At 53.7% G+C, this 18,118-nt stretch carries 21 protein-coding genes and 1 tRNA gene; 1 reads left to right on the top strand and 21 read right to left on the bottom strand.

The annotated features are described in order from the left end of the window. Positions 1–92 precede the first annotated feature (92 nt). The 12 genes from L085_RS08590 to L085_RS25500 form a co-directional block, all read right to left on the bottom strand. On the bottom strand, positions 93–281 hold the full coding sequence (locus L085_RS08590) for a hypothetical protein (protein ID WP_044030555.1): 189 nt from the start codon (positions 279–281) through the stop codon (positions 93–95). A 603-nt stretch (positions 282–884) separates the two neighbouring features. After that, complete coding sequence (locus tag L085_RS08585) at positions 885–1,403, bottom strand: hypothetical protein (protein ID WP_044030554.1); 519 nt, start codon at positions 1,401–1,403, stop codon at positions 885–887. A 93-nt stretch (positions 1,404–1,496) separates the two neighbouring features. Then, positions 1,497–2,108, bottom strand: a complete 612-nt coding sequence (locus L085_RS08580; protein ID WP_049870650.1) for a hypothetical protein — start codon at positions 2,106–2,108, stop codon at positions 1,497–1,499. After that, entirely contained in the window at positions 2,101–2,349 is a 249-nt protein-coding gene (locus L085_RS24155; RefSeq protein WP_144240677.1) for a hypothetical protein, read from the bottom strand. The genes L085_RS08580 and L085_RS24155 overlap by 8 nt, the downstream gene beginning before the upstream one ends. Positions 2,350–2,512: 163 nt before the next feature. Next, on the bottom strand, positions 2,513–3,508 hold the full coding sequence (locus L085_RS08565; protein ID WP_144240676.1) for a hypothetical protein: 996 nt from the start codon (positions 3,506–3,508) through the stop codon (positions 2,513–2,515). Positions 3,509–3,556: 48 nt separating this feature from the next. Continuing rightward, a complete protein-coding gene (locus L085_RS08560) occupies positions 3,557–4,015 on the bottom strand; it encodes a single-stranded DNA-binding protein (protein WP_044030552.1) in 459 nt (152 codons plus the stop codon). Positions 4,016–4,450: 435 nt separating this feature from the next. Further along, entirely contained in the window at positions 4,451–7,201 is a 2,751-nt protein-coding gene (locus tag L085_RS08555; protein WP_044030551.1) for a TOPRIM and DUF927 domain-containing protein, read from the bottom strand. A gap of 9 nt (positions 7,202–7,210) precedes the next feature. After that, entirely contained in the window at positions 7,211–7,834 is a 624-nt protein-coding gene (locus L085_RS08550; RefSeq protein ID WP_044030550.1) for a hypothetical protein, read from the bottom strand. Then, entirely contained in the window at positions 7,831–8,034 is a 204-nt protein-coding gene (locus L085_RS08545) for a hypothetical protein (protein ID WP_044030549.1), read from the bottom strand. Before L085_RS08545 ends, L085_RS08550 begins: the two co-directional genes overlap by 4 nt. Next, a complete protein-coding gene (locus L085_RS08540; protein WP_044030548.1) occupies positions 8,027–8,227 on the bottom strand; it encodes a hypothetical protein in 201 nt (66 codons plus the stop codon). The genes L085_RS08545 and L085_RS08540 overlap by 8 nt, the downstream gene beginning before the upstream one ends. Further along, a complete protein-coding gene (locus L085_RS08535; protein ID WP_044030547.1) occupies positions 8,224–8,424 on the bottom strand; it encodes a hypothetical protein in 201 nt (66 codons plus the stop codon). The genes L085_RS08540 and L085_RS08535 overlap by 4 nt, the downstream gene beginning before the upstream one ends. Next, positions 8,414–8,701: a host cell division inhibitor Icd-like protein gene (locus L085_RS25500; RefSeq protein ID WP_158499084.1), complete on the bottom strand. Its 288-nt coding sequence runs from the start codon at positions 8,699–8,701 to the stop codon at positions 8,414–8,416. The genes L085_RS08535 and L085_RS25500 overlap by 11 nt, the downstream gene beginning before the upstream one ends. Before the next feature lie 229 nt (positions 8,702–8,930). Here L085_RS25500 and L085_RS24570 point away from each other — a divergent pair, with 229 nt between their 5' ends. Further along, a complete protein-coding gene (locus L085_RS24570; protein WP_071841616.1) occupies positions 8,931–9,143 on the top strand; it encodes a YlcI/YnfO family protein in 213 nt (70 codons plus the stop codon). 186 nt (positions 9,144–9,329) lie between these two features. On the opposite strand, the gene L085_RS08530 is transcribed toward L085_RS24570, so the two are convergent. The 9 genes from L085_RS08530 to recJ all read right to left on the bottom strand — a co-directional run bounded on the left by L085_RS08530 (position 9,330) and on the right by recJ (position 18,115). After that, the gene (locus L085_RS08530; protein WP_044030546.1) at positions 9,330–10,139 is read right to left on the bottom strand and encodes an antA/AntB antirepressor family protein; all 810 of its coding nucleotides are present in this window, start codon (positions 10,137–10,139) and stop codon (positions 9,330–9,332) included. 13 nt (positions 10,140–10,152) lie between these two features. Next, positions 10,153–10,572 (bottom strand): hypothetical protein, encoded by a 420-nt coding sequence (locus L085_RS24565; RefSeq protein ID WP_071841615.1) that lies wholly within the window; start codon positions 10,570–10,572, stop codon positions 10,153–10,155. Then, a complete protein-coding gene (locus tag L085_RS24560) occupies positions 10,572–10,769 on the bottom strand; it encodes an AlpA family transcriptional regulator (protein ID WP_071841614.1) in 198 nt (65 codons plus the stop codon). The genes L085_RS24565 and L085_RS24560 overlap by 1 nt, the downstream gene beginning before the upstream one ends. Before the next feature lie 159 nt (positions 10,770–10,928). Continuing rightward, on the bottom strand, positions 10,929–11,867 hold the full coding sequence (locus tag L085_RS08525; RefSeq protein ID WP_226988580.1) for a hypothetical protein: 939 nt from the start codon (positions 11,865–11,867) through the stop codon (positions 10,929–10,931). A 122-nt stretch (positions 11,868–11,989) separates the two neighbouring features. After that, positions 11,990–13,204, bottom strand: a complete 1,215-nt coding sequence (locus L085_RS08520) for an integrase arm-type DNA-binding domain-containing protein (RefSeq protein WP_044030544.1) — start codon at positions 13,202–13,204, stop codon at positions 11,990–11,992. Between the two features lie 164 nt (positions 13,205–13,368). Continuing rightward, positions 13,369–13,442 (bottom strand) — tRNA-Gly (locus L085_RS08515). Between the two features lie 147 nt (positions 13,443–13,589). After that, positions 13,590–15,107, bottom strand: coding sequence for a lysine--tRNA ligase (lysS, locus tag L085_RS08510; RefSeq protein WP_004931697.1), 1,518 nt, complete (start codon positions 15,105–15,107; stop codon positions 13,590–13,592). Between the two features lie 9 nt (positions 15,108–15,116). Further along, positions 15,117–16,215, bottom strand: a protein-coding gene (gene prfB, locus L085_RS08505) for a peptide chain release factor 2 (protein WP_096242572.1) whose coding sequence is annotated in 2 segments (ribosomal slippage) — positions 15,117–16,139 and positions 16,141–16,215 — 1,098 coding nt in all. Because the reading frame shifts where the segments join, the coding sequence is not laid out codon by codon here. A gap of 166 nt (positions 16,216–16,381) precedes the next feature. Next, positions 16,382–18,115: a single-stranded-DNA-specific exonuclease RecJ gene (recJ, locus tag L085_RS08500; protein ID WP_015378966.1), complete on the bottom strand. Its 1,734-nt coding sequence runs from the start codon at positions 18,113–18,115 to the stop codon at positions 16,382–16,384. Positions 18,116–18,118 lie beyond the last annotated feature (3 nt).

Genomic DNA, 18,118 nt, shown 5'->3' with positions numbered 1-18,118 from the left:
GAATTTTCCCATCATAAGGATGGCGATAAGTAGCTATTGCTGGTGCTGCGGGTGCGTAAGTTTGGGCTCATAATGTTGAGCGGGGATATTATTTATCGCCGAGGCGTTGGCTTTTTCCATTGGTAGGTTGGCGCGGTCATGCGCTGCCGGTGTCGCTCTTTGGCTGCCAGGGTGGCCACAACGCTGGTGCGCAGATCCAACAGGTCTTTACCGCTCAGCTCTACCCCTTGCTGGTGGGCTGAGCTGATTAGCGCCTGTTCTATGGCGTGGTGATCTAACATGGCGTTACCTCCTTGGGGGGCTGGCTCTCGCTGCCTGGACGTTAGGATTTGTTAGGTTTTACAGCTGCGCATTACCGTTTGAGGCGGCTTTTAACCTAAGATTTCCTAAGATTTGGCTCGGCTGGTGACGGTGGCTAAGCGTTCTTATTCGTTCCTTTCTTTCAATGTGAACCTTACTATTTCTTACTATTCGCATCACCAGCGGCCAGAAAGGTGGCAACCTTATCAAAACTTATCATTCGGGCTTGGAGGGTATTAGCGTTACTATTTGTTACTATCTGACCGCGAATGGTGGCGCACCATTGGCAGGCTGTAAATTTGTTGCCCTGTCTTGAAACGCTCGCAACGTTACCATTTGTTACCATGCCCAAGCCGTAAACTGGACATAATTGTCTATATTTTTCGCTATAGCTGCCGGTCTCCCCTTAGCCATTCTTAGCGATGAGGGTTGACACCTTTACGTAAAAAAATCGCATTACCCCCGGCTTTCTTGCGTTTTCGCGGCTAAAAGTGTCAGGTTTCCGTTTCGTTTTCTCGCAACGTTGACACTTTTCCGGGGAATTTCCTGCCAAAGCGTCAAGCATGGGCGCAGCTCTGAGAGCGCTACTGGGTCAACAACGGCTTACAGAGTGCCGCCAATCCCTCAGGGCTCCAGTCTGTTACCTCCTCTGGGCTTTCCATTGCGGTGTAAGCCAGATAAGCCCTGAGAAACGCTTGAGCACCGTTCTCGTAACCATCGCTCCCAAAATAGTGATCTTCTTCATCGGTGGCGCCGCTGTCGTAAATCCGCACGCCAGTGAAATCACCGGCTAAAAACTCAATGTCGAATCCAAGCTCATCGACTGCGGCTTCAAGACGTTCGCGGGCTTCTGCAGGATTTGCCGCTGGTGGGTTCTCGCCATCATGGGCCCACACCCATTCCGCCGCCTGCCGCCATGTGAACGGCATGGTGCGATTCGTCCAAGGGTTACCACTGCTCGGGAGCGGGCTTTGCCGGCGCTCTGTGGCCGCTACATCGATTTTCTTGCCGGACATGACCAGCTCGCCCTTGGCTATCCAGCCGTAGACGGTCTGACGGCTTACACCTCGATGCCTGGCGTATTCGGCTTTACTCATCAACATAAAAACACCTCATCGCATGGATTTGTCGAAATGATGATGCCGTGACAGGCCGATAAACACTGAGTAGAGAAATACGCCCTAGTCACGTAGCTATCAGTAACCCCAAACAAAAATGCGCCCACCAATACCAGCCTCTGGCCTTGGTATTCCTGTACCAGGGATTGTTCTGACCCTAGCTACAGCAGTTGTCTTTGATGATGCAGGCAAATCAAACCCCCATACCGTCACGCTGTCATTACTCCAACCAATAGGATTGCTTTCGTTCACTATCCCACCTAGTATTTCTGTAGTGAACGGGGTAGGAAGATTTAAGGTTAGAACTCCACTCTCATTACTCGCCCCGGAGGCCCATTGAATAATTAGATTCTTCACCACCCCAGAAATGTTGACAGGTATGGAAATATACCCATTTTTGTCAAGCACACCGGGCACCGCCCCAAACAAAGAGAGAGCGATTCCCAACTGGTCAACCAGCCCTGACACATCTCCGTTATCCAGTACGTCCTGCTCGGTTTTTTCCGCAATAAACTGTCCTAACGCAGAAGCCATAACCGACGCCTGGCGCCAGACAGTGTTCAATTCCTCTGATTTGGCAACTCCAGGACTAAAACCAGCCGTGCGAGCTGGTAACGCCTGATAATCAGCGTTGGGTAAAACGTTAGCGTTCGCCGCTGTGCCGAAAGGTAAAAACTCATTCTTAGCCATTAGATGCCTCTCCGCTAACGTGTGCGCCCTTGTCAAAACCCGCCACCAGTTCGTTATCAACATCAAAGCCAAATGCTGGTGCTTTGGCACTCAAGGCAGAATCCACCAGCCCACGCACGATAGCGTGGATGCTTGGCGCCACACCTATTCCGGATTTCTCGCTGACTTCATCTTGCAGTTTGCGGATGGCTTCCACCTGGTCATTGCGGAGCAGTACAGCTTTAACATTTACCTTTGCCATTACCATATCCCACTGTTTATTTATACAGCCTCAATTATTGCATAAATTGGCACAAGATCAATGCTTGTTGCAATTATTGCAATACAACTTCATCAATCGAAAAAAAACCGGGTTTCCCCGGTAGTGAAGCGGTGTGCTTTGTTAGCCATGTCAGTAAATCGGGCTAGTACCCTTTGGAACTGGCCACTCTCGATATACCGACCCAATGATGAAATAATACTGCGCCGAACCCGGCAAGGCCTGATGTTGAGGCTTCACTGTGGCCGATTGCCCACGCCCGATTAGTAATGGTTTTATCTTTAGAAAGAGTTATCCACGCTTTCAAATCCTTTATAATGCCGTTTCGGCAAGCATCGTCTATTCCCTGAATATCGATATAGGCTTCATAGCCTTCACATAGCTCAAACGTTCTATAAAGCACATTGCCAAACTCTGCCTCGTTCATGCTCAATGGGCGGCCATTCATTATCAAACGGTTTCCAGCGGCGTAAGTGATTTGCTGCTGATGTATAAGGGCCAATGCCTGCACTCCATAACGTTTGTTTATTTCTGCCATTTTGCGCTGATGTATTACTACCGGGTTGCTTTCTCGCTTCTTATTCGCATCTTCTTGTCTCTGCGCTTTTTCCTGATTTGCTTTGGTCAGTTGCGCTTTTAGCACGCCAACAATGCGATCCCTTTCGTTAAGAAGTTCAGCATCTGAAATGCCTGTAAAGCGCATAGCTTTTTTGGCTTGATGGTATTGTTCAAGTAGTCGGTTTGTTTCCGAAAGTACACCAATCGTATCCTCACTTACGGCCACGGACTTGAGGCAATCAGATGAAGAAATACAGCTATCAGCAGGTGGATGAGGGATATTGTTAATTGTGTAGTAACTCATAAAAACAAGGGCCGCGATCTTTGTGGGGTAGGTTTGCCCAATGTCCTTCTCTTGCAACAGCAATAATGGAGCCTTGGCATTGTAAGGTTGTGAAAGGCTTTGTGATGACCAAATAATAAGCGATTCACCTCCTGTCTGGCGGGTTTTGAAATCTTCTTTCAAAATTGCCTGTACCACTTGCCAGCCTCTGGTTTTTTCATACTCTGGTATCGTATTTGATTCTTTTGCTGCGCAGGCAGAAATTACAAAAATGCTTGCCATCCAAAGTCGAATTTTCATGTTATTAACACCTCTCCCTATATGCTGTTTTCACTGGTCTGCCCTCTGTCAAAATGGTGCGTCATATGGCGGAGTTTGGTCGAAATCTTCCGGCTGCTGGTAAGGTGCTGGGCGCTGTCCGGCTTGATGTTCTTCCTGTTTTCCACCCTGATTTGAGGCGTTTTTCTGACTGGCTGCCCCGCCGCCTGGTCGCGCCGTTCTGGCGCTAACCACAGAATCGGCCACTACCTGGTAGCCACTGGCGGTGCTGCCGTCCTGCGCTGTCCACTGGTTAACCTGCATATTGCCGGACACGCTCACCATATCGCCCTTTCCGTGACGCGCCAGAGCATCAGCCTGCTTGCCAAAGGCTACTACGCCCAGCCAGAAAGGAGCCTCGCCGCTCTCTGCGCTGTGGCATGGCAGTGACACCGCCATCCGTGCAAAGGCCATTGTGTTGCCGTTGCTGGTGGGTTTGCTCTGCACATCGGCCACTAGCCGGCCATATGCTGCGATTTGTGCTGTCATAAAATGACTCCTAAGTTGTCTATACAACATGAGAGTGATTTTCTCGAAAATGTGTATAGATAAGCAAAAGTATGTGGTTCCAGTGGTTCCAGTGGTTCCGAATTAGGTTATGTATATGATTTTAATGAAAACATGCCTCTAAATCTGGAACCACTCACCCCCGTTTTGGAACCACCATAACCCACCCTGGAACCACTTTTACTCGCGAAAATGTCGCAATTTGTCGCATTTTATCGGATTGGCAGCGTCTGCCGGTTATCCCGCCGCGATGGGTTGTTTATTTATACAGTGGTTCCAAAATCCCCTAAAGTGGTTCCAGAGTGGTTCCAGACAAAAAACACAGATGACTTATAAAACATGCAGTTAAATAAATACCGATGCCTTTGGAACCACTGGAACCACTGGAACCACCCATAAATCACTCACGTGTGAGTGTTAGTCTTCCTCTGCCGCTATCTGGATCACCAGGTAGGCCCGCTGCCGAATGTCGCCCAGGTGGTTAAGGCGTGGCGTCAGTGTCTGATAGCCCTTTCTCTTGGCTGGTTTCTTTAACCTGCCTGATTCGTGCAGCGTTCGGGCAAATTGTGACGGGTCGAACCCTTTCGCCATCTCGCCCTTGAAGGTCGCCGGCAGCACATAGAACGCGACTGGATCACCGAAGCTTTTACTCTCCCGGTAACCGGCCAGATTGGAGATAGGCAGCGCGTCAGGGTTGTAGGGCAGCGGTGCAAAGCGGCTCATGCCGTAGGCGCTGAGAAATGCCTCGGCCTGCTCGATAATCTGTTCAACCTCTTTGTTGCCGGTACCAAAGACGGAGATCCAGGCGTTATAGCTGTGCTGGACGGCATCACGGCAGGTTTGTTCACCCCAGCCGGTAATAACGCGCCCCAGCAGTAACGCTGCTTCCAGTACGGCAAAACGAGCAGCCACGCGGTGTACCTGCTCGCCATAGTCTGCCGGTATAAGAGAACGCCAGCGGCTCTCTGCGTCCCTTACGGATTCAATGGCCTGTTGCTGGTGGTCTGCCAGATACCTGATCCATTCGCGCCCAGCAGCGCCGTGGTGGCTCTGATACGCATCTTTGAGGGCGTCGGCGTGCTGCTTGCCATTCTGGAACTCATGGAAAGCAACCGCCTTGCTGAGCGGGATATTCAGCAAGCGCACCAACTGGCCCGCCTTGATTTTCTTGCCGGCGCCGGCAATGAACGTTTCCATGTCTACCTCACCGGTACTGATCGCCATCGTGCGCCAGCGTTTCAAGTCACGGTTACCGCCTTCCTTCGCACCTTGCAGCTTCCCTACACCGTTAAACAAAGCATAGGCAGACTGAGCCACGCTAAGCGGATCAGCGCCTTGCCCTACCTCATCCAGCGGCATCAGCGCGTCATTGTGGGCTGCGGCCTCGTTTGCTAACCCCAGCGCGGTGCCGTACCACGTCAGGCGGAGCAAGTCTGGATTGCCGTACAGACTGCTCGCCACGTTGGCGGTGGTGGTCTTGCCGGCGCTTGACTGCTCGTAAAAGTGGAGGCCGAACCCATCAGCGCCCGCCAGTCCAATCAGCGGCGCGGCCAGTGCCACGGCGATGCCGGTCATCATGGAGTAGTTGCCATCAGCAAGGCGCGCTACGCTGTTACGCCAGCTCTGCGCATCGCCTTTGACCGTATAGCCCGCAGCGGCCGAACTGCGGCCATTGAACAGCACAGGCTTATCCGGCGTGCCGATAATGTCGCCGTCCGGCATGATGTAGGCGCCACATTGCCAGCCGGTAGCTTGTGCCACTCGCCAGATATCACGAGAACCTCCACGCTGTAACCAGTCGGCCAGCGTCGCCCTGAGCGAACTTTTTGTTGTCACGTTCACACCACCAGCCTTAAGAGTGCGCCAGCCTTCGCGCTCACCAATATCAGCCAGGGGGATAGCGGCGGTTGTCAGTGCCTTCTCACCTGCCGGAAGCCAGCGCATTATCAGATACTGATCTTTGTCGTCCTTCCCCGTGCCAATCACTTCCAACGGGGAGCAAAGCCAACTCTCGTTATTGATAATTTCTCCACTGTCTTTATCCACCTTCGGCGTTACCCAGAAAATGCCATCTTTCCGGCTCTCAACGTGCGGCTTGAGCGGATCGCCGTCTAAGCGTTCTTTCTTGTTGGTGTCCGTGCTGTGGGAGTGCGCACTCAGTGGTTGATATAACCGTTCAGTAAAATCGCGCTGCGCTTGGTCAGTCCCCACCTGCTGGCGGTAATCATCCCAATCGGCATGGTGTTCAGTTGGCGGCAGAGTCACCCAGCCAGAAACAGCTATGGCAGCTTTTTCTGCGGCCAACTTGCCCGTATTGCGCTTTGGTTTACCTTGCTTATCCAGCTCGCCCGGGGCGTGCCAATCGTTATCTGCGGCAAGGGTTATTTCTGCGTCAGGCCAGCATTCACGAAATGCCATGGCAACAGAGAGCAGATTACCTGCATCCAGTGCCGCCACTACCAGAGCTTCCGGAGCCAATAGTGAGACACTTTGCGCTGTGGCATAACCTTCACAGATCACCACCATCTCGGCTTGTTTGGGAATTTCCCCTATCGCGATAAAGGCCCCTTTCTTATGCGAGCCGGATACCAGCTTCTTATCACCCGATGGGCGTATGAGCTGCGCCCCGGTCACAGTGCCATCCAGCAAGCGCAGCGGCAGCACAAGAGAGCCATCAGGCAAAATAGGCAGGTTGGCCCGGATAATACCCTTATCAGTCAGGTATCGAGACTCGCCAGGTTGGGATTTCTCCAGCAGCGCTTTAACGCGGTCTGATATCGGTTTTTTCTCGTCATTACTGGACTGCGCCTTATCGGTGCTAACGCTCGCCCGTGCTGGTGGGCGGGGTAGCGTCTCTGAGCTGCCTCGGGCTTGCATATCAAGCCCCAGCATGCCGGCAACCTGTTCCGCTGCCGCCGTGACTGTCACGCCGCTGGCCCGCGCCAACAAGTCTAGGCCGTCGCCATGATTCGGTGTGTCGCATTGGCGGCAGTGCCACTCACCACCGTCGTGGTCGTCGATAAAGTGGAATCTGTCGGTGCCACCGCAAATAGGGCATGGCCCATGCTTACCGCGTTGAGGCGTAGTTACACCACACGAGGGGAGCAAGGTTGACCAGGAGCCAGCAGCACAGCGCTTCACCTCACGGATTAAATCGATATTACGCATACTCTCCCCTTAGTGCGCTGTTGGTGCTGGTGGTAAACCTTCATCATTCAACTGCAGGATAAAACCATCGTGCAAATCGGTTAGCAGCTCACGTCCTAGCGGTGAAAGCTCACCGCTAATGCCCAGCATGGCGGTATACATGAGTACGGCGTTATCGGTACCTTTCTCTTGGCCGTACTGCTCTATCAGTGCGCCCTCAATGTTATTTGCCATAGCAAAGCGCAAGGCATCTGGATAAACCGTCATACTGCCGTTCTTGCCGCGATAGATAACAGCCCGTTTTGTCCCACCTTCCGGTTGAACTACCTCGGCAAACCCATTGGCAGACGCTTGTTCGATAAGAAACGCCTGGGCAACATTCTGGCGCCAGCAAATCAGCAGCTCTCCAATAGTTGGCGAGTGGTAGCCGAGATCCATTCCCTCAGCCATTGCTCTAAAAATCCATGAGCCTAACGGGTTATCGTCTAGTTCCCCTACTTCCAATCGCGTTATGAGTTCGGCATAGCCCACCAACTCTTTGCTTTCATATTTTCCAGCACGGTTCATCAACCAGAATTTCACTCCCTCTGGTGCTGCTTCTATGTACTGCTTGCCGGAGTTCTCCGGCTGGTTAAGAGTGAAAATATTGTTCACGCGATGGCCTCCATTGTTCTGGCAACCACATCCTCAACAAGGCCTAGAAGCTCTGCTCGCATTTCTGTTTCTTCTTCCGTTGATGTTAGATGTTGGGCGGCAGACAGCAGGATTTGCACCTTACGCATGGCATCTCTGGCGTCGTTAAGTTTTTGCCGCTCGGTGCGCTGAGCCATTCCGTGTAACATTGGCTTATCCATGCGTCCCCTCCCGCAGTTGCTGTTCTTCCAATAACCAACACGCAGGTTCTCCCGACAAATCCAGCGCTAACGTGAGAAGTGTGTTTAATTCAACCGAACCGAGGTCACCGCCAGAGTGAACGATGAGATGCAGAAGTGAGCAAAGCTGATCCGCCTTCTTGGTTGCTTTTTTCAGGCCCTGTGCATGGCTCATGGTTTACCTCCGTCATAGGATTTTCCTTCCAGCTCGGCCAAATGGCAGCAAACTGGCTCGGCCAGATCGCTACACAGCGCAATCAGCTCTTGTACTTCAGTATCCTCCATGCTTGGCACAGCAATCTTCATAGCCACCAGCAGCGCACAAAGTCGTTCGCATTTTTCTAGCGCTTCGAAAGTTTCGTTATTGATCATCTCGTTCAGCCTCTATGCGGGTACTCATTGCAGGGTTGCTTGCTGATTGGTTCAGCGCATGAATAGGCAGGCGGCCAGCGAACAAAAGAATAAAATCAGATGCGAGCGCCTTCCGGGCTTCCCTTTCAGAAAATGCAGAGACATGGCGCATTTCCGGAGCTATTTCTGTCGAATTCCTGCGAATAGCTGCGAAGATAAAAACAAAGCGCTGGTGGCTTTGAGCATGTTGCTGGATGTGCGTATTCCGCCCAGCAATGGGTGTGGTATGATTTGACATAGCTACCTCGATACTTCTTCTATCGTTGGTGGTAAGGCGCCTCGGTAGTGTTACAGCACTCTGGGGCGTCGCTATTTTGTGCGTTTGTTGTGCCTTATCTGTGGATAAGGTGTTTAAATACCTTATCTCATGATGTTTAAACACGTCAATCAATTTATGTTTAAACACTTCACTTGTTTTTATCCTTCCTGTATTGTCACAAGAAATGGACATTACATAGGTTGACACTATGGCTACAGGACATAAAAACAATAGATCCTCGTACAAAGGCATACGATTTCCGCACGAGCTGCTCGACGAAATAGACGCAAGCGTAGAACGCGAGAAACCAGATAACCCCGGTGCTAACTTCTCCGCATGGGTGCTAGATGCTTGCGGGCGCAAGCTAAAAGCAGAACAGCGCAAGAAAGCCAAAAACTCATCCGAGGATGAAACAGAGTGACTGATAGCCGCCATGTTTTTCCACACAACGCCGGCGTTGCGTAATTGCTCTACACCACTATCTTTCCAGTTTGAAAGTTTCTGATTTTCCTCTCCATAAACAGGGCCACTATCATTGGCTCTGTTGCCAACGTCAGATAGCCACCAGCCTGCCAACGGAAAGGCTTCTTTCTGGCCGGCAGCGAAGTTATACATGGCTCACCCCCAATCGTTTAGCGAGCCAGCGTTGTGATAGGCGCGTCAATTCATTCTTGCGCTGGTGGTAGTCCTGCCCCAACTCAATCAGCGTGATGTTGGTTTGCTCCAGGTAAGAAAAGTGCTCCAGTTGCTCGGCGCTCATGCTATCGCGTGGATCACCATCAGTGCCGCTAGCCTGCGCCCACTGCTTGGCTGTTAGTCCGCACAGCACAATCCTGGCTATCATGTTGCTCTCGGTGGTGTAGTGGTGTGCCAGTGTCTTTTTACCCTGCTCAGTGCGTGCAAGAGCCAGAGCCTCGCACATCGGCTTAAAGTGACTGGCCGCGGTAATGCGTGCTTTAAGTTCCCGGCGAAATTTTGCAGAAACCTTTGGTGCGATGCGTTGTAATTCCGCCTCACAGGCAATGAAGTAACGGCGAATAGCACGACCTTGCGGGGTACGTTCCGCCATGCCTAATTCTTTGCCCATGTCGGCAGTGATCTGATAATCATATTCGACCTGCTGGCGAGATTTTGAGGACACCCGTTTGGGTGCGCTCAAATTTTCTACACGTACATAATCCACACCTTCGATAAAACCATACTGAGCTACTCGAGCATTAAACCAACTCGTAAATACGCGCCCAACGCCAAGTGCTTTATGGAATGATCGCGCACTCGCAACACCAGTTTCACGCTCACCAATTTGGCCCGGAATAATTGGCACAATTGCCGCGAAACCTGTGTGATCAATACTACTCTGGCTGTTTTCAGGCTGAGCGAATCCCTGCCCCTGTTCGGGCATACGTTTCTGCTTCATATTTCTGGCTCCGTTAAACTGCTTTGAAGGCGTCTGGATATAGGGTTAGGATTTCATTAACTTCCGACGGAGATAGGCCACAGTAACTACCAGCCTGGGCCGAGCTATTGACCAGTTGAATCACGCGTAAAACGTCAGCGCGGCAAGTGAAGCGGTAGCGGAAATGCCCTCCGATTCCATCAGGGTTCTTTTCTTCAATACGCTCAAGGTGGATATCTAGCCGGCGCTCCAGCTCTGAGGCATAGTTACGCCCCGACGATAGACGGCAATAACGGAGAATGTCGTTTTCCGTCCAACCTTCAATGCCAGTGCGCATCATATAAACACGGGCGCGATGCTTTTTAGGGGATGGTTTGTTTGCTGACGTAGCAGTATCATTAGAGGTGCCAACCTGTTCGATACCGCCCGCCTCAGTGCGGGTTTTGTTTTGCATTATGCAACCTCCCCGCGAGACTCGGCTATACGCTGACTAATCCAAGTGTCGACTTCGCTTTCAACGAAAGCAATTGCACGAGCACCTATTTTTACTGATGCAGGGAAACGCCCCTGGGACATAAGGCGATAAATCCAAGCTTTGCTATAACCAGTGCGACGTTGCACGTCCGCGATTCGAATAAATGTTTGTGACATCCTGTTGTTCTCCTGTGGGTGTGTAAGGTCTACAGGCAGGATGTTGCAGTTTTGATGATTTGATTTGGGTAATATTGCAAATTAGCAATGCAATATTTCAATTCTCAGAATGATGGGCATGGTAGCAAAAAACCGGCAGACAGCCTTACTGTTGCTCACCTAGTCCACATCGGAAAGCCAGTTTTCAACAGTAACCCCGCTCGGGCAGTGAAGCCCCTTAGCCTCCAGCTCGGTTCTAATCTGGGCAAGCTTACCGTCAATATGTTTTCTTGGGTTACTGGCTACATCTTCATCATACATAAGAGTCAGAAGGCTCTTGATAAACTTGGCCTGGGCATTCTCAGTTTTCTTTGACTGCTTGGGCTTGTTCGTTACTGGGGTGGAATTAAGCATGTCCACAAGCTTATCTAGGTTCGCCGTTCTCGCAACAAAATACACATCACTAGGGAAGGTGGGGACGGGTATGTATCTTTGGTGGGCATCAGGATCCCACATACTGATAGATTGAATGCTCTTGAACATAGAGATTATGTTTTGAAACGCGGGATGATTAACATCGCCGGTAACTGCCGCTGATTTGTAAAGATTCTCTAGCTCATAATCCACATCAATAAAACGTTGCAATTGGAACAATCCGGCTGGGCCGGCGTCAATCATTACGCCGCGAATTATATCCTGCTTCCTGGACGGTTTTGGTAAGCCCAGGCAAGCGCAGTATTGTTCTTCTGCGAATAGACGCTCAATGCCCAGCAGTGGGGTATCTTGGACGCCGCTCAAACTGGTAAGATCATTTCCTACAGGCGAAGCGAAATCTATCAATCTATTTGGGGAAAATGATTCTCCAATGTATACCCCCCAATTATCACGAACGTACACTTCTCTATGGGTGGCCGTGTCTCCCATTTTTAGTTTTTTTATCTCAACCTTTTTTGCTATTTTTGGCGACTGCAAGTTCACAGATAAAGTTAAATGCCCATCAAGCGCAAATCGCAGAACGTCAGTAACAGCCACCTGCTCTTCTATCTTCCTTTCAAGATATTTTGCTGACTCCTCAATACTGAGCCATTTCCTTAAGCAGTTTAATTTTGACAAAGGCACTCCCCAGCAGCCTCCCCCATATCTACGTGCTAGCACCAACCGATGGGGTATCGGCTTTCGGGAGCTACCCTAGGTGCTAGCTTATAGAGTATAACACGTCACAACTGTATTTATGTCCAGCACTAAGCAAGGTTGGCAAACTTCCCATGGATTACGTTACCGCGCCCCTCCAGGCTATCCATGTAATCCGCGTACCACTGGAGCATATCCCGGCGCCCATCCAGATACTGGGCATGGTTGTAGGTTCCACGAATACTGTTCTTATCGACGTGGGCTAGCTGCGTTTCAATCCAGGCAGTGTTATAGCCTTGTTCATGCAGAATGGTACTCATGGTATGTCGGAATCCGTGGCCCGTTACACGGCCTGCATAACCAATGCGTCGAACCAGCACATTCATAGCCATTTCACTTATTGGCTTGCTGTGGTGAATCCTGCCAGGAAACACGTAGCTGTAATGACCGGTCAGCGGTTTAAGCTGTTCCAGAATGTTGATAGCCTGCTCAGACAGAGGGACGCAATGAGGACGGCGTTTTTTCATGCGCTCCGGCGGTACTTCCCAAAGCCGGCTATCAAAATCAAACTCCGACCATTCAGCCTTTCGCAGCTCTCCCGGCCTTGTCCCTGTGATAATAAGCAAACGCATTGCCAGCTTAACGATCTGGCTGCCGGTATATGTGTTAAAGATGCGGAAAAACTCGGGCAACTCGGCAACTGACAAGAACGCATAGTGCTCTTTCTTATGCGGTGAGAACGCACTAGCGAGATCCGGGGCTGGGTTATATTCAGCCCTACCGGTGACGATGGCATATTTCCATACCTCTCCACACCGCTGGCGCACCTTGCGCAATTTCTCTGTTGCGCCGCGTTCATCCAGTTTGGAAAGCACCCCCATAAGCTCCATTGGCTTTATCTCGGCAATTGGACGATGGCCTATGTATGGAAAAACATCGCTCTCAAACGTTTTTATCATTTCTTCTGCATATGACTCTGACCAGCGATCACGCCGCTTGCCATACCACTCTCGCGCTATCCCCTCAAAGGTATTGCCAGCAACATCTTGCCGAGCTCGTTTCTGCTGTTTCCTGGCTTCGCTGGGGTTGATGCCCGATACCACCAGCTTTTTAGCTTCATCACGCTTCTGCCTTGCCTCAGTGAGTGAAACTGTGGGGTATGTACCGAGGGAAAGCATTTTGGGTTTGCCATCGAAACGGTAGCGAAAACGCCAACCCTTGGAGCCGTTCGGCTCAATGAGTATAGAGAGCCCACCGCCATCACTGAGTGTATAGGGCTTTTCTTGCGGCTTGGAGCGCCGTAGCTCAAGGTCTGTGAGGGGCATTGTGTATAGCTCCGAGATAAATCAAACGTCCTATACTCATTACTATACACATGGATGTATAGATTTGGGTAGATGTGCGTAGACGTTGGGATAACCAGATTTTACCGGGATACTTGTCGTTACTGGGTTTAGTAGGCTTTGGTAGACGTTGAGAGAAGTGTGTTTGGAGCGGGTGAAGGGAATCGAACCCTCGTATGCAGCTTGGGAAGCTGCCGTTCTACCATTGAACTACACCCGCATCGGTGTGCGACAGGCATTATAACCGGTTATCGGCGACGGGCAAGCGGAGATGGCGCGTAACTGTCGATGTTTTAAGCGGTTAAGTCCCGTAGACGAAAAAAAACCGGCGCAGTTGCCTGCACCGGTTGTTGCACGCTAAACGGGATTATTTCTGTGGGCGCATTGCCGGGAACAGAATCACGTCGCGGATGGTGTGGCTGTTGGTGAACAGCATCACCATGCGGTCGATGCCGATGCCCAGACCGGCGGTCGGCGGCAGGCCGTGCTCCAGCGCGGTGACGTAGTCTTCGTCGTAGAACATCGCTTCGTCGTCGCCGGCGTCTTTGGCGTTCACCTGGTCGGCGAAGCGTTGCGCCTGGTCTTCGGCGTCGTTCAGCTCGGAGAAGCCGTTGCCGATTTCACGGCCGCCGATGAAGAACTCGAAGCGGTCGGTGATTTCCGGGTTCACGTCGTTGCGGCGCGCCAGCGGCGACACTTCAGCCGGGTACTCGGTGATGAAGGTCGGCTGAATCAGATGGCTTTCCGCCACTTCTTCGAAGATCTCGGTCACGACGCGGCCCAGGCCCCAGCTCTTCTCAACCTTGATGCCGATGGATTCAGCGATGGCCACCGCTTTGCCCATGTCGGCCAGGTCAGCCAGATCGGTTTCCGGACGGTATTTCTTGATCGCCTCGGTCATGGTCAACTTCTCGAACGGCTTGCCGAAGTCGAACACTTCGTCGCCGTACTGCACCTGAGAGGTGCCCAGCACTTTCTCGGTCAGGGTGCGGAACAGGGTCTCGGTCAGCTCGATCAGATCTTTGTAATCCGCGTAAGCCATGTAGAGTTCCATCATGGTGAACTCTGGGTTATGACGCGGAGAAACGCCTTCGTTGCGGAAGTTGCGGTTGATTTCGAACACGCGCTCGAAGCCGCCGACCACCAGACGCTTCAGATACAGTTCCGGCGCGATGCGCAGGTACATGTCGATATCCAGCGCATTGTGGTGGGTGATGAACGGACGCGCGGACGCGCCGCCCGGGATCACCTGCATCATCGGGGTTTCGACTTCCATGAAGCCGCGTTCCACCATGAAGTTACGGATAGCGGACATCACCTGCGAACGCACCTTGAAGGTGTTGCGCGATTCTTCGTTGGCGATCAGATCCAGGTAACGCTGGCGGTAACGGGTTTCCTGATCCGCCAGGCCGTGGAATTTGTCCGGCAGCGGGCGCAGCGCTTTGGTCAGCAGACGCAGTTCGGTGCAGTGGATAGACAGTTCGCCGGTCTTGGTTTTGAACAGCTTGCCGCGCGCGCCGAGGATATCGCCCAGGTCCCACTTCTTGAACTGCTCGTTGTACACGCCTTCAGCCAGATCGTCGCGCGCGACGTACAGCTGAATGCGGCCGCCCACGTCCTGCAGCGTAACGAAGGATGCCTTGCCCATAATGCGGCGGGTCATCATGCGGCCGGCGACGGTCACTTCGACGCCCAGCGCTTCCAACTCTTCGTTGTCTTTATCGCCGTACGCGGCGTGCAGTTTGTCGGAGGTGGAGTCGCGACGGAAGTCGTTCGGGAACGCAATGCCGTTCTCACGCAGGCCGGCCAGTTTCTCGCGGCGGGACTGCAGTTCGTTATTGAGATCCAGCGCCTGATCGGCGCCCTGTACTTGTTGTTCAGACATTTCTATTCCTCATAACCCGGCTTTCAAACTTGCCTCAATGAATTTATCCAGGTCGCCATCCAGTACGGCCTGCGTGTTACGCGTTTCGACGTTGGTGCGCAAATCCTTGATGCGGGAGTCATCCAGCACGTAAGAACGGATTTGGCTGCCCCAGCCGATGTCGGACTTGTTGTCTTCCATCGTCTGCTTATCAGCATTTTTCTTTTGCATCTCAAACTCGTACAGCTTGGCTCGCAGCTGTTTAAACGCTTGATCCTTGTTCTTATGCTGAGAACGATCGTTCTGGCACTGCACCACGATGTTGGTTGGCAGGTGAGTAATACGTACGGCGGATTCGGTTTTGTTGACGTGCTGACCGCCCGCACCGGAGGCGCGGTACACGTCGATACGCAGATCCGCCGGGTTGATTTCGATATCGATATCGTCGTCGACTTCCGGGTAGATGAACACCGAGCTGAACGAGGTGTGGCGACGGCCGCCGGAGTCGAACGGGCTCTTGCGCACCAGGCGATGCACGCCGGTTTCAGTGCGCAACCAGCCGAACGCGTAGTCGCCGATGATCTTGATGGTGGCCGATTTCAGGCCCGCGACGTCGCCGTCGGACTCTTCGATCACTTCGGTCTTGAAGCCCTTGGCTTCAGCCCAACGCAGGTACATGCGCAGCAGCATGCTGGCCCAGTCCTGCGCTTCGGTGCCGCCGGAGCCGGCCTGGATATCCAGGTAGCAGTCGGCGCTGTCGTATTCGCCGGAGAACATGCGGCGGAATTCCAACTGATCCAGCTTGCTCATCAGTTGATCCAGCTCGGCGACCGCTTCGTTGAAGGTCTCTTCATCGTCGGCTTCTACCGCCAGTTCCAGCAGCCCGCCGACGTCTTCGCCGCCCTGCTCCAGCTGATCGATGGTTTCAACGATGGCTTCCAGCGCGGCGCGCTCTTTGCCGAGCGCCTGTGCGCGCTCCGGCTCGTTCCAGACGTCCGGCTGCTCCAGCTCGGCGTTGACTTCTTCTAGGCGTTCCTTCTTGGCATCATAGTCAAAGATACCCCCTAAGAACCGCAGTCCGCTCGGACAGGTCCTGAATTCGGTTTTTTACCGGGTTAATTTCAAACATGGTTTCGTTCTTTTACGTTGATGGCGTCGATGGCGGAATGCCATTGGAACCGCTAATTCTAACGGATCCGGGCGGCAGTTTATAGCGAGTTGGTCAGTTTTTGTGGCGATCGGGAAGGATGCCGGGGATTGGAGAGCCCAATCCCCGAATTGTGTTCAATTTCACTTCAGCGCGGCCAAAGATGCTGGATCAGCAGTTGCACGTTGCGGTTGCCGCGAAACTCGTTGACGTCGAGCTTGTAGGCCAGTTCCACTTCGCGCACGCTGCTGTCCGGCCACAGAGTGGTGTCCACGTTGAACGCGATGCCGTCGAGCAGCGGGCCGCCGCCGAGCGGTTCCACCATCAGCTTCAGGTGTTTCTCGCCCACCAGCCGCTGCTGCAGAATGCGGAACTTGCCGTCGAAGGTCGGTTCCGGGAACGCCTGGCCCCACGGGCCGCCCTCGCGCAGCAGCTCCGCCGTGGTCAGCGACAGCTCCTGCATCGCCAGTTCGCCGTCGGACCAGATAACCCCTTCCAGCATCGCCGGATCGAGCCATTCCCCCACCAGCTCGCCGAAACGCTGGCGGAACTCGTCGAATTTGGCCTCTTCCAGCGACAGCCCGGCCGCCATCGCGTGGCCGCCGAACTTCATCATCAGCCCGGGGTTCAGCATATCCAGCCGCTCCAGCGCGTCGCGCATGTGCAGGCCGGGCACCGAACGGCCGGAGCCCTTCAGGATGCCGTCGCCCGCCGGCGCGAACGCGATCACCGGGCGGTGGAAACGCTCTTTGATGCGCGAAGCGAGGATGCCCACCACGCCCTGGTGCCATTCCGGGTGATACATCGCCAACCCATAAGGCAGCTCGGTGCTGGTGCGCTCCAGCTGATCGCACAGCTGCAGGGCCTCCACCTGCATGCCCTGCTCTATCTCGCGGCGCGTCTGGTTCAGCGCATCGAGATCGTTGGCCAGCATGCGCGCCTGCGCAATGTCGTCGCTCAGCAGCAGCGCCACGCCGATCGACATGTCGTCCAGCCGGCCGGCGGCGTTGAGGCGCGGGCCGAGGGCGAAACCGAGATCGTTGGCCGCCAGCTGGCGGGCATCGCGGTTGGCCACCTCAAGCAGCGCGCGGATGCCCGGTCGGCATTTGCCGGCGCGAATACGGTTTAACCCCTGATACACCAGAATGCGGTTGTTGGCGTCCAGCGGCACCACGTCGGCCACGGTGCCGAGTGCCACCAAGTCCAGCAGTTCCGCCAGATTGGGCATCGCCAGCGCGCGCTGCTCGAACCAGCCGCTGTCCCGCAGGCGGGCGCGCAGCGCCAGCATCAGGTAGAACGCCACGCCTACCCCCGCCAGCGATTTGGACGGGAAGGCGCAGCCGCGCAGGTTGGGATTGACGATCGCTTCAGCCGCCGGCAGGGTCTCACCCGGCAGGTGGTGATCGGTCACCAGCACCTGCATGCCTTTGGCGTGCGCCACATCGACGCCGGCGTGGGAGGAGATGCCGTTATCGACGGTGACAATGAGTTCTGCGCCGCGCGCCGCCGCCTGCTCCACCACTTCAGGGCTCAGGCCGTAGCCGTCTTCGAAGCGGTTTGGCACCAGATAATCGACGGCTGCGCCGCCCATGCTGCGCAGCGCCAACACCGTCAGCGCGGTGCTGGTGGCGCCATCGGCGTCGAAATCGCCCACCACCATGATGCGGCGGCCGTCGGCCAGCGCCTGTTGCAGCAGGCTGACGGCGTCGTCGATACCGTCCAGCTGTTGCCAGGGCAGCATGCCCTTGACGCTGCGTTCCAGCTCTTGCTCAGCCTGCACGCCGCGCAGGGCGTAAAGCCGGCGCAGCAGCGGCGGCAAACTGGCGGGCAGATGCGTGTCGTCCGCCGCCGGGCGGCGGCGTAGTTGCGTTTTGATACTCACCGG

The sequence above is a fragment of the Serratia sp. FS14 genome (genome assembly GCF_000695995.1).
GTDB classification, from domain to species: domain Bacteria; phylum Pseudomonadota; class Gammaproteobacteria; order Enterobacterales; family Enterobacteriaceae; genus Serratia; species Serratia nematodiphila.
Note: the sequence above shows the minus strand (reverse complement) of the source record. Positions and strands in the feature narration are given on the sequence as shown.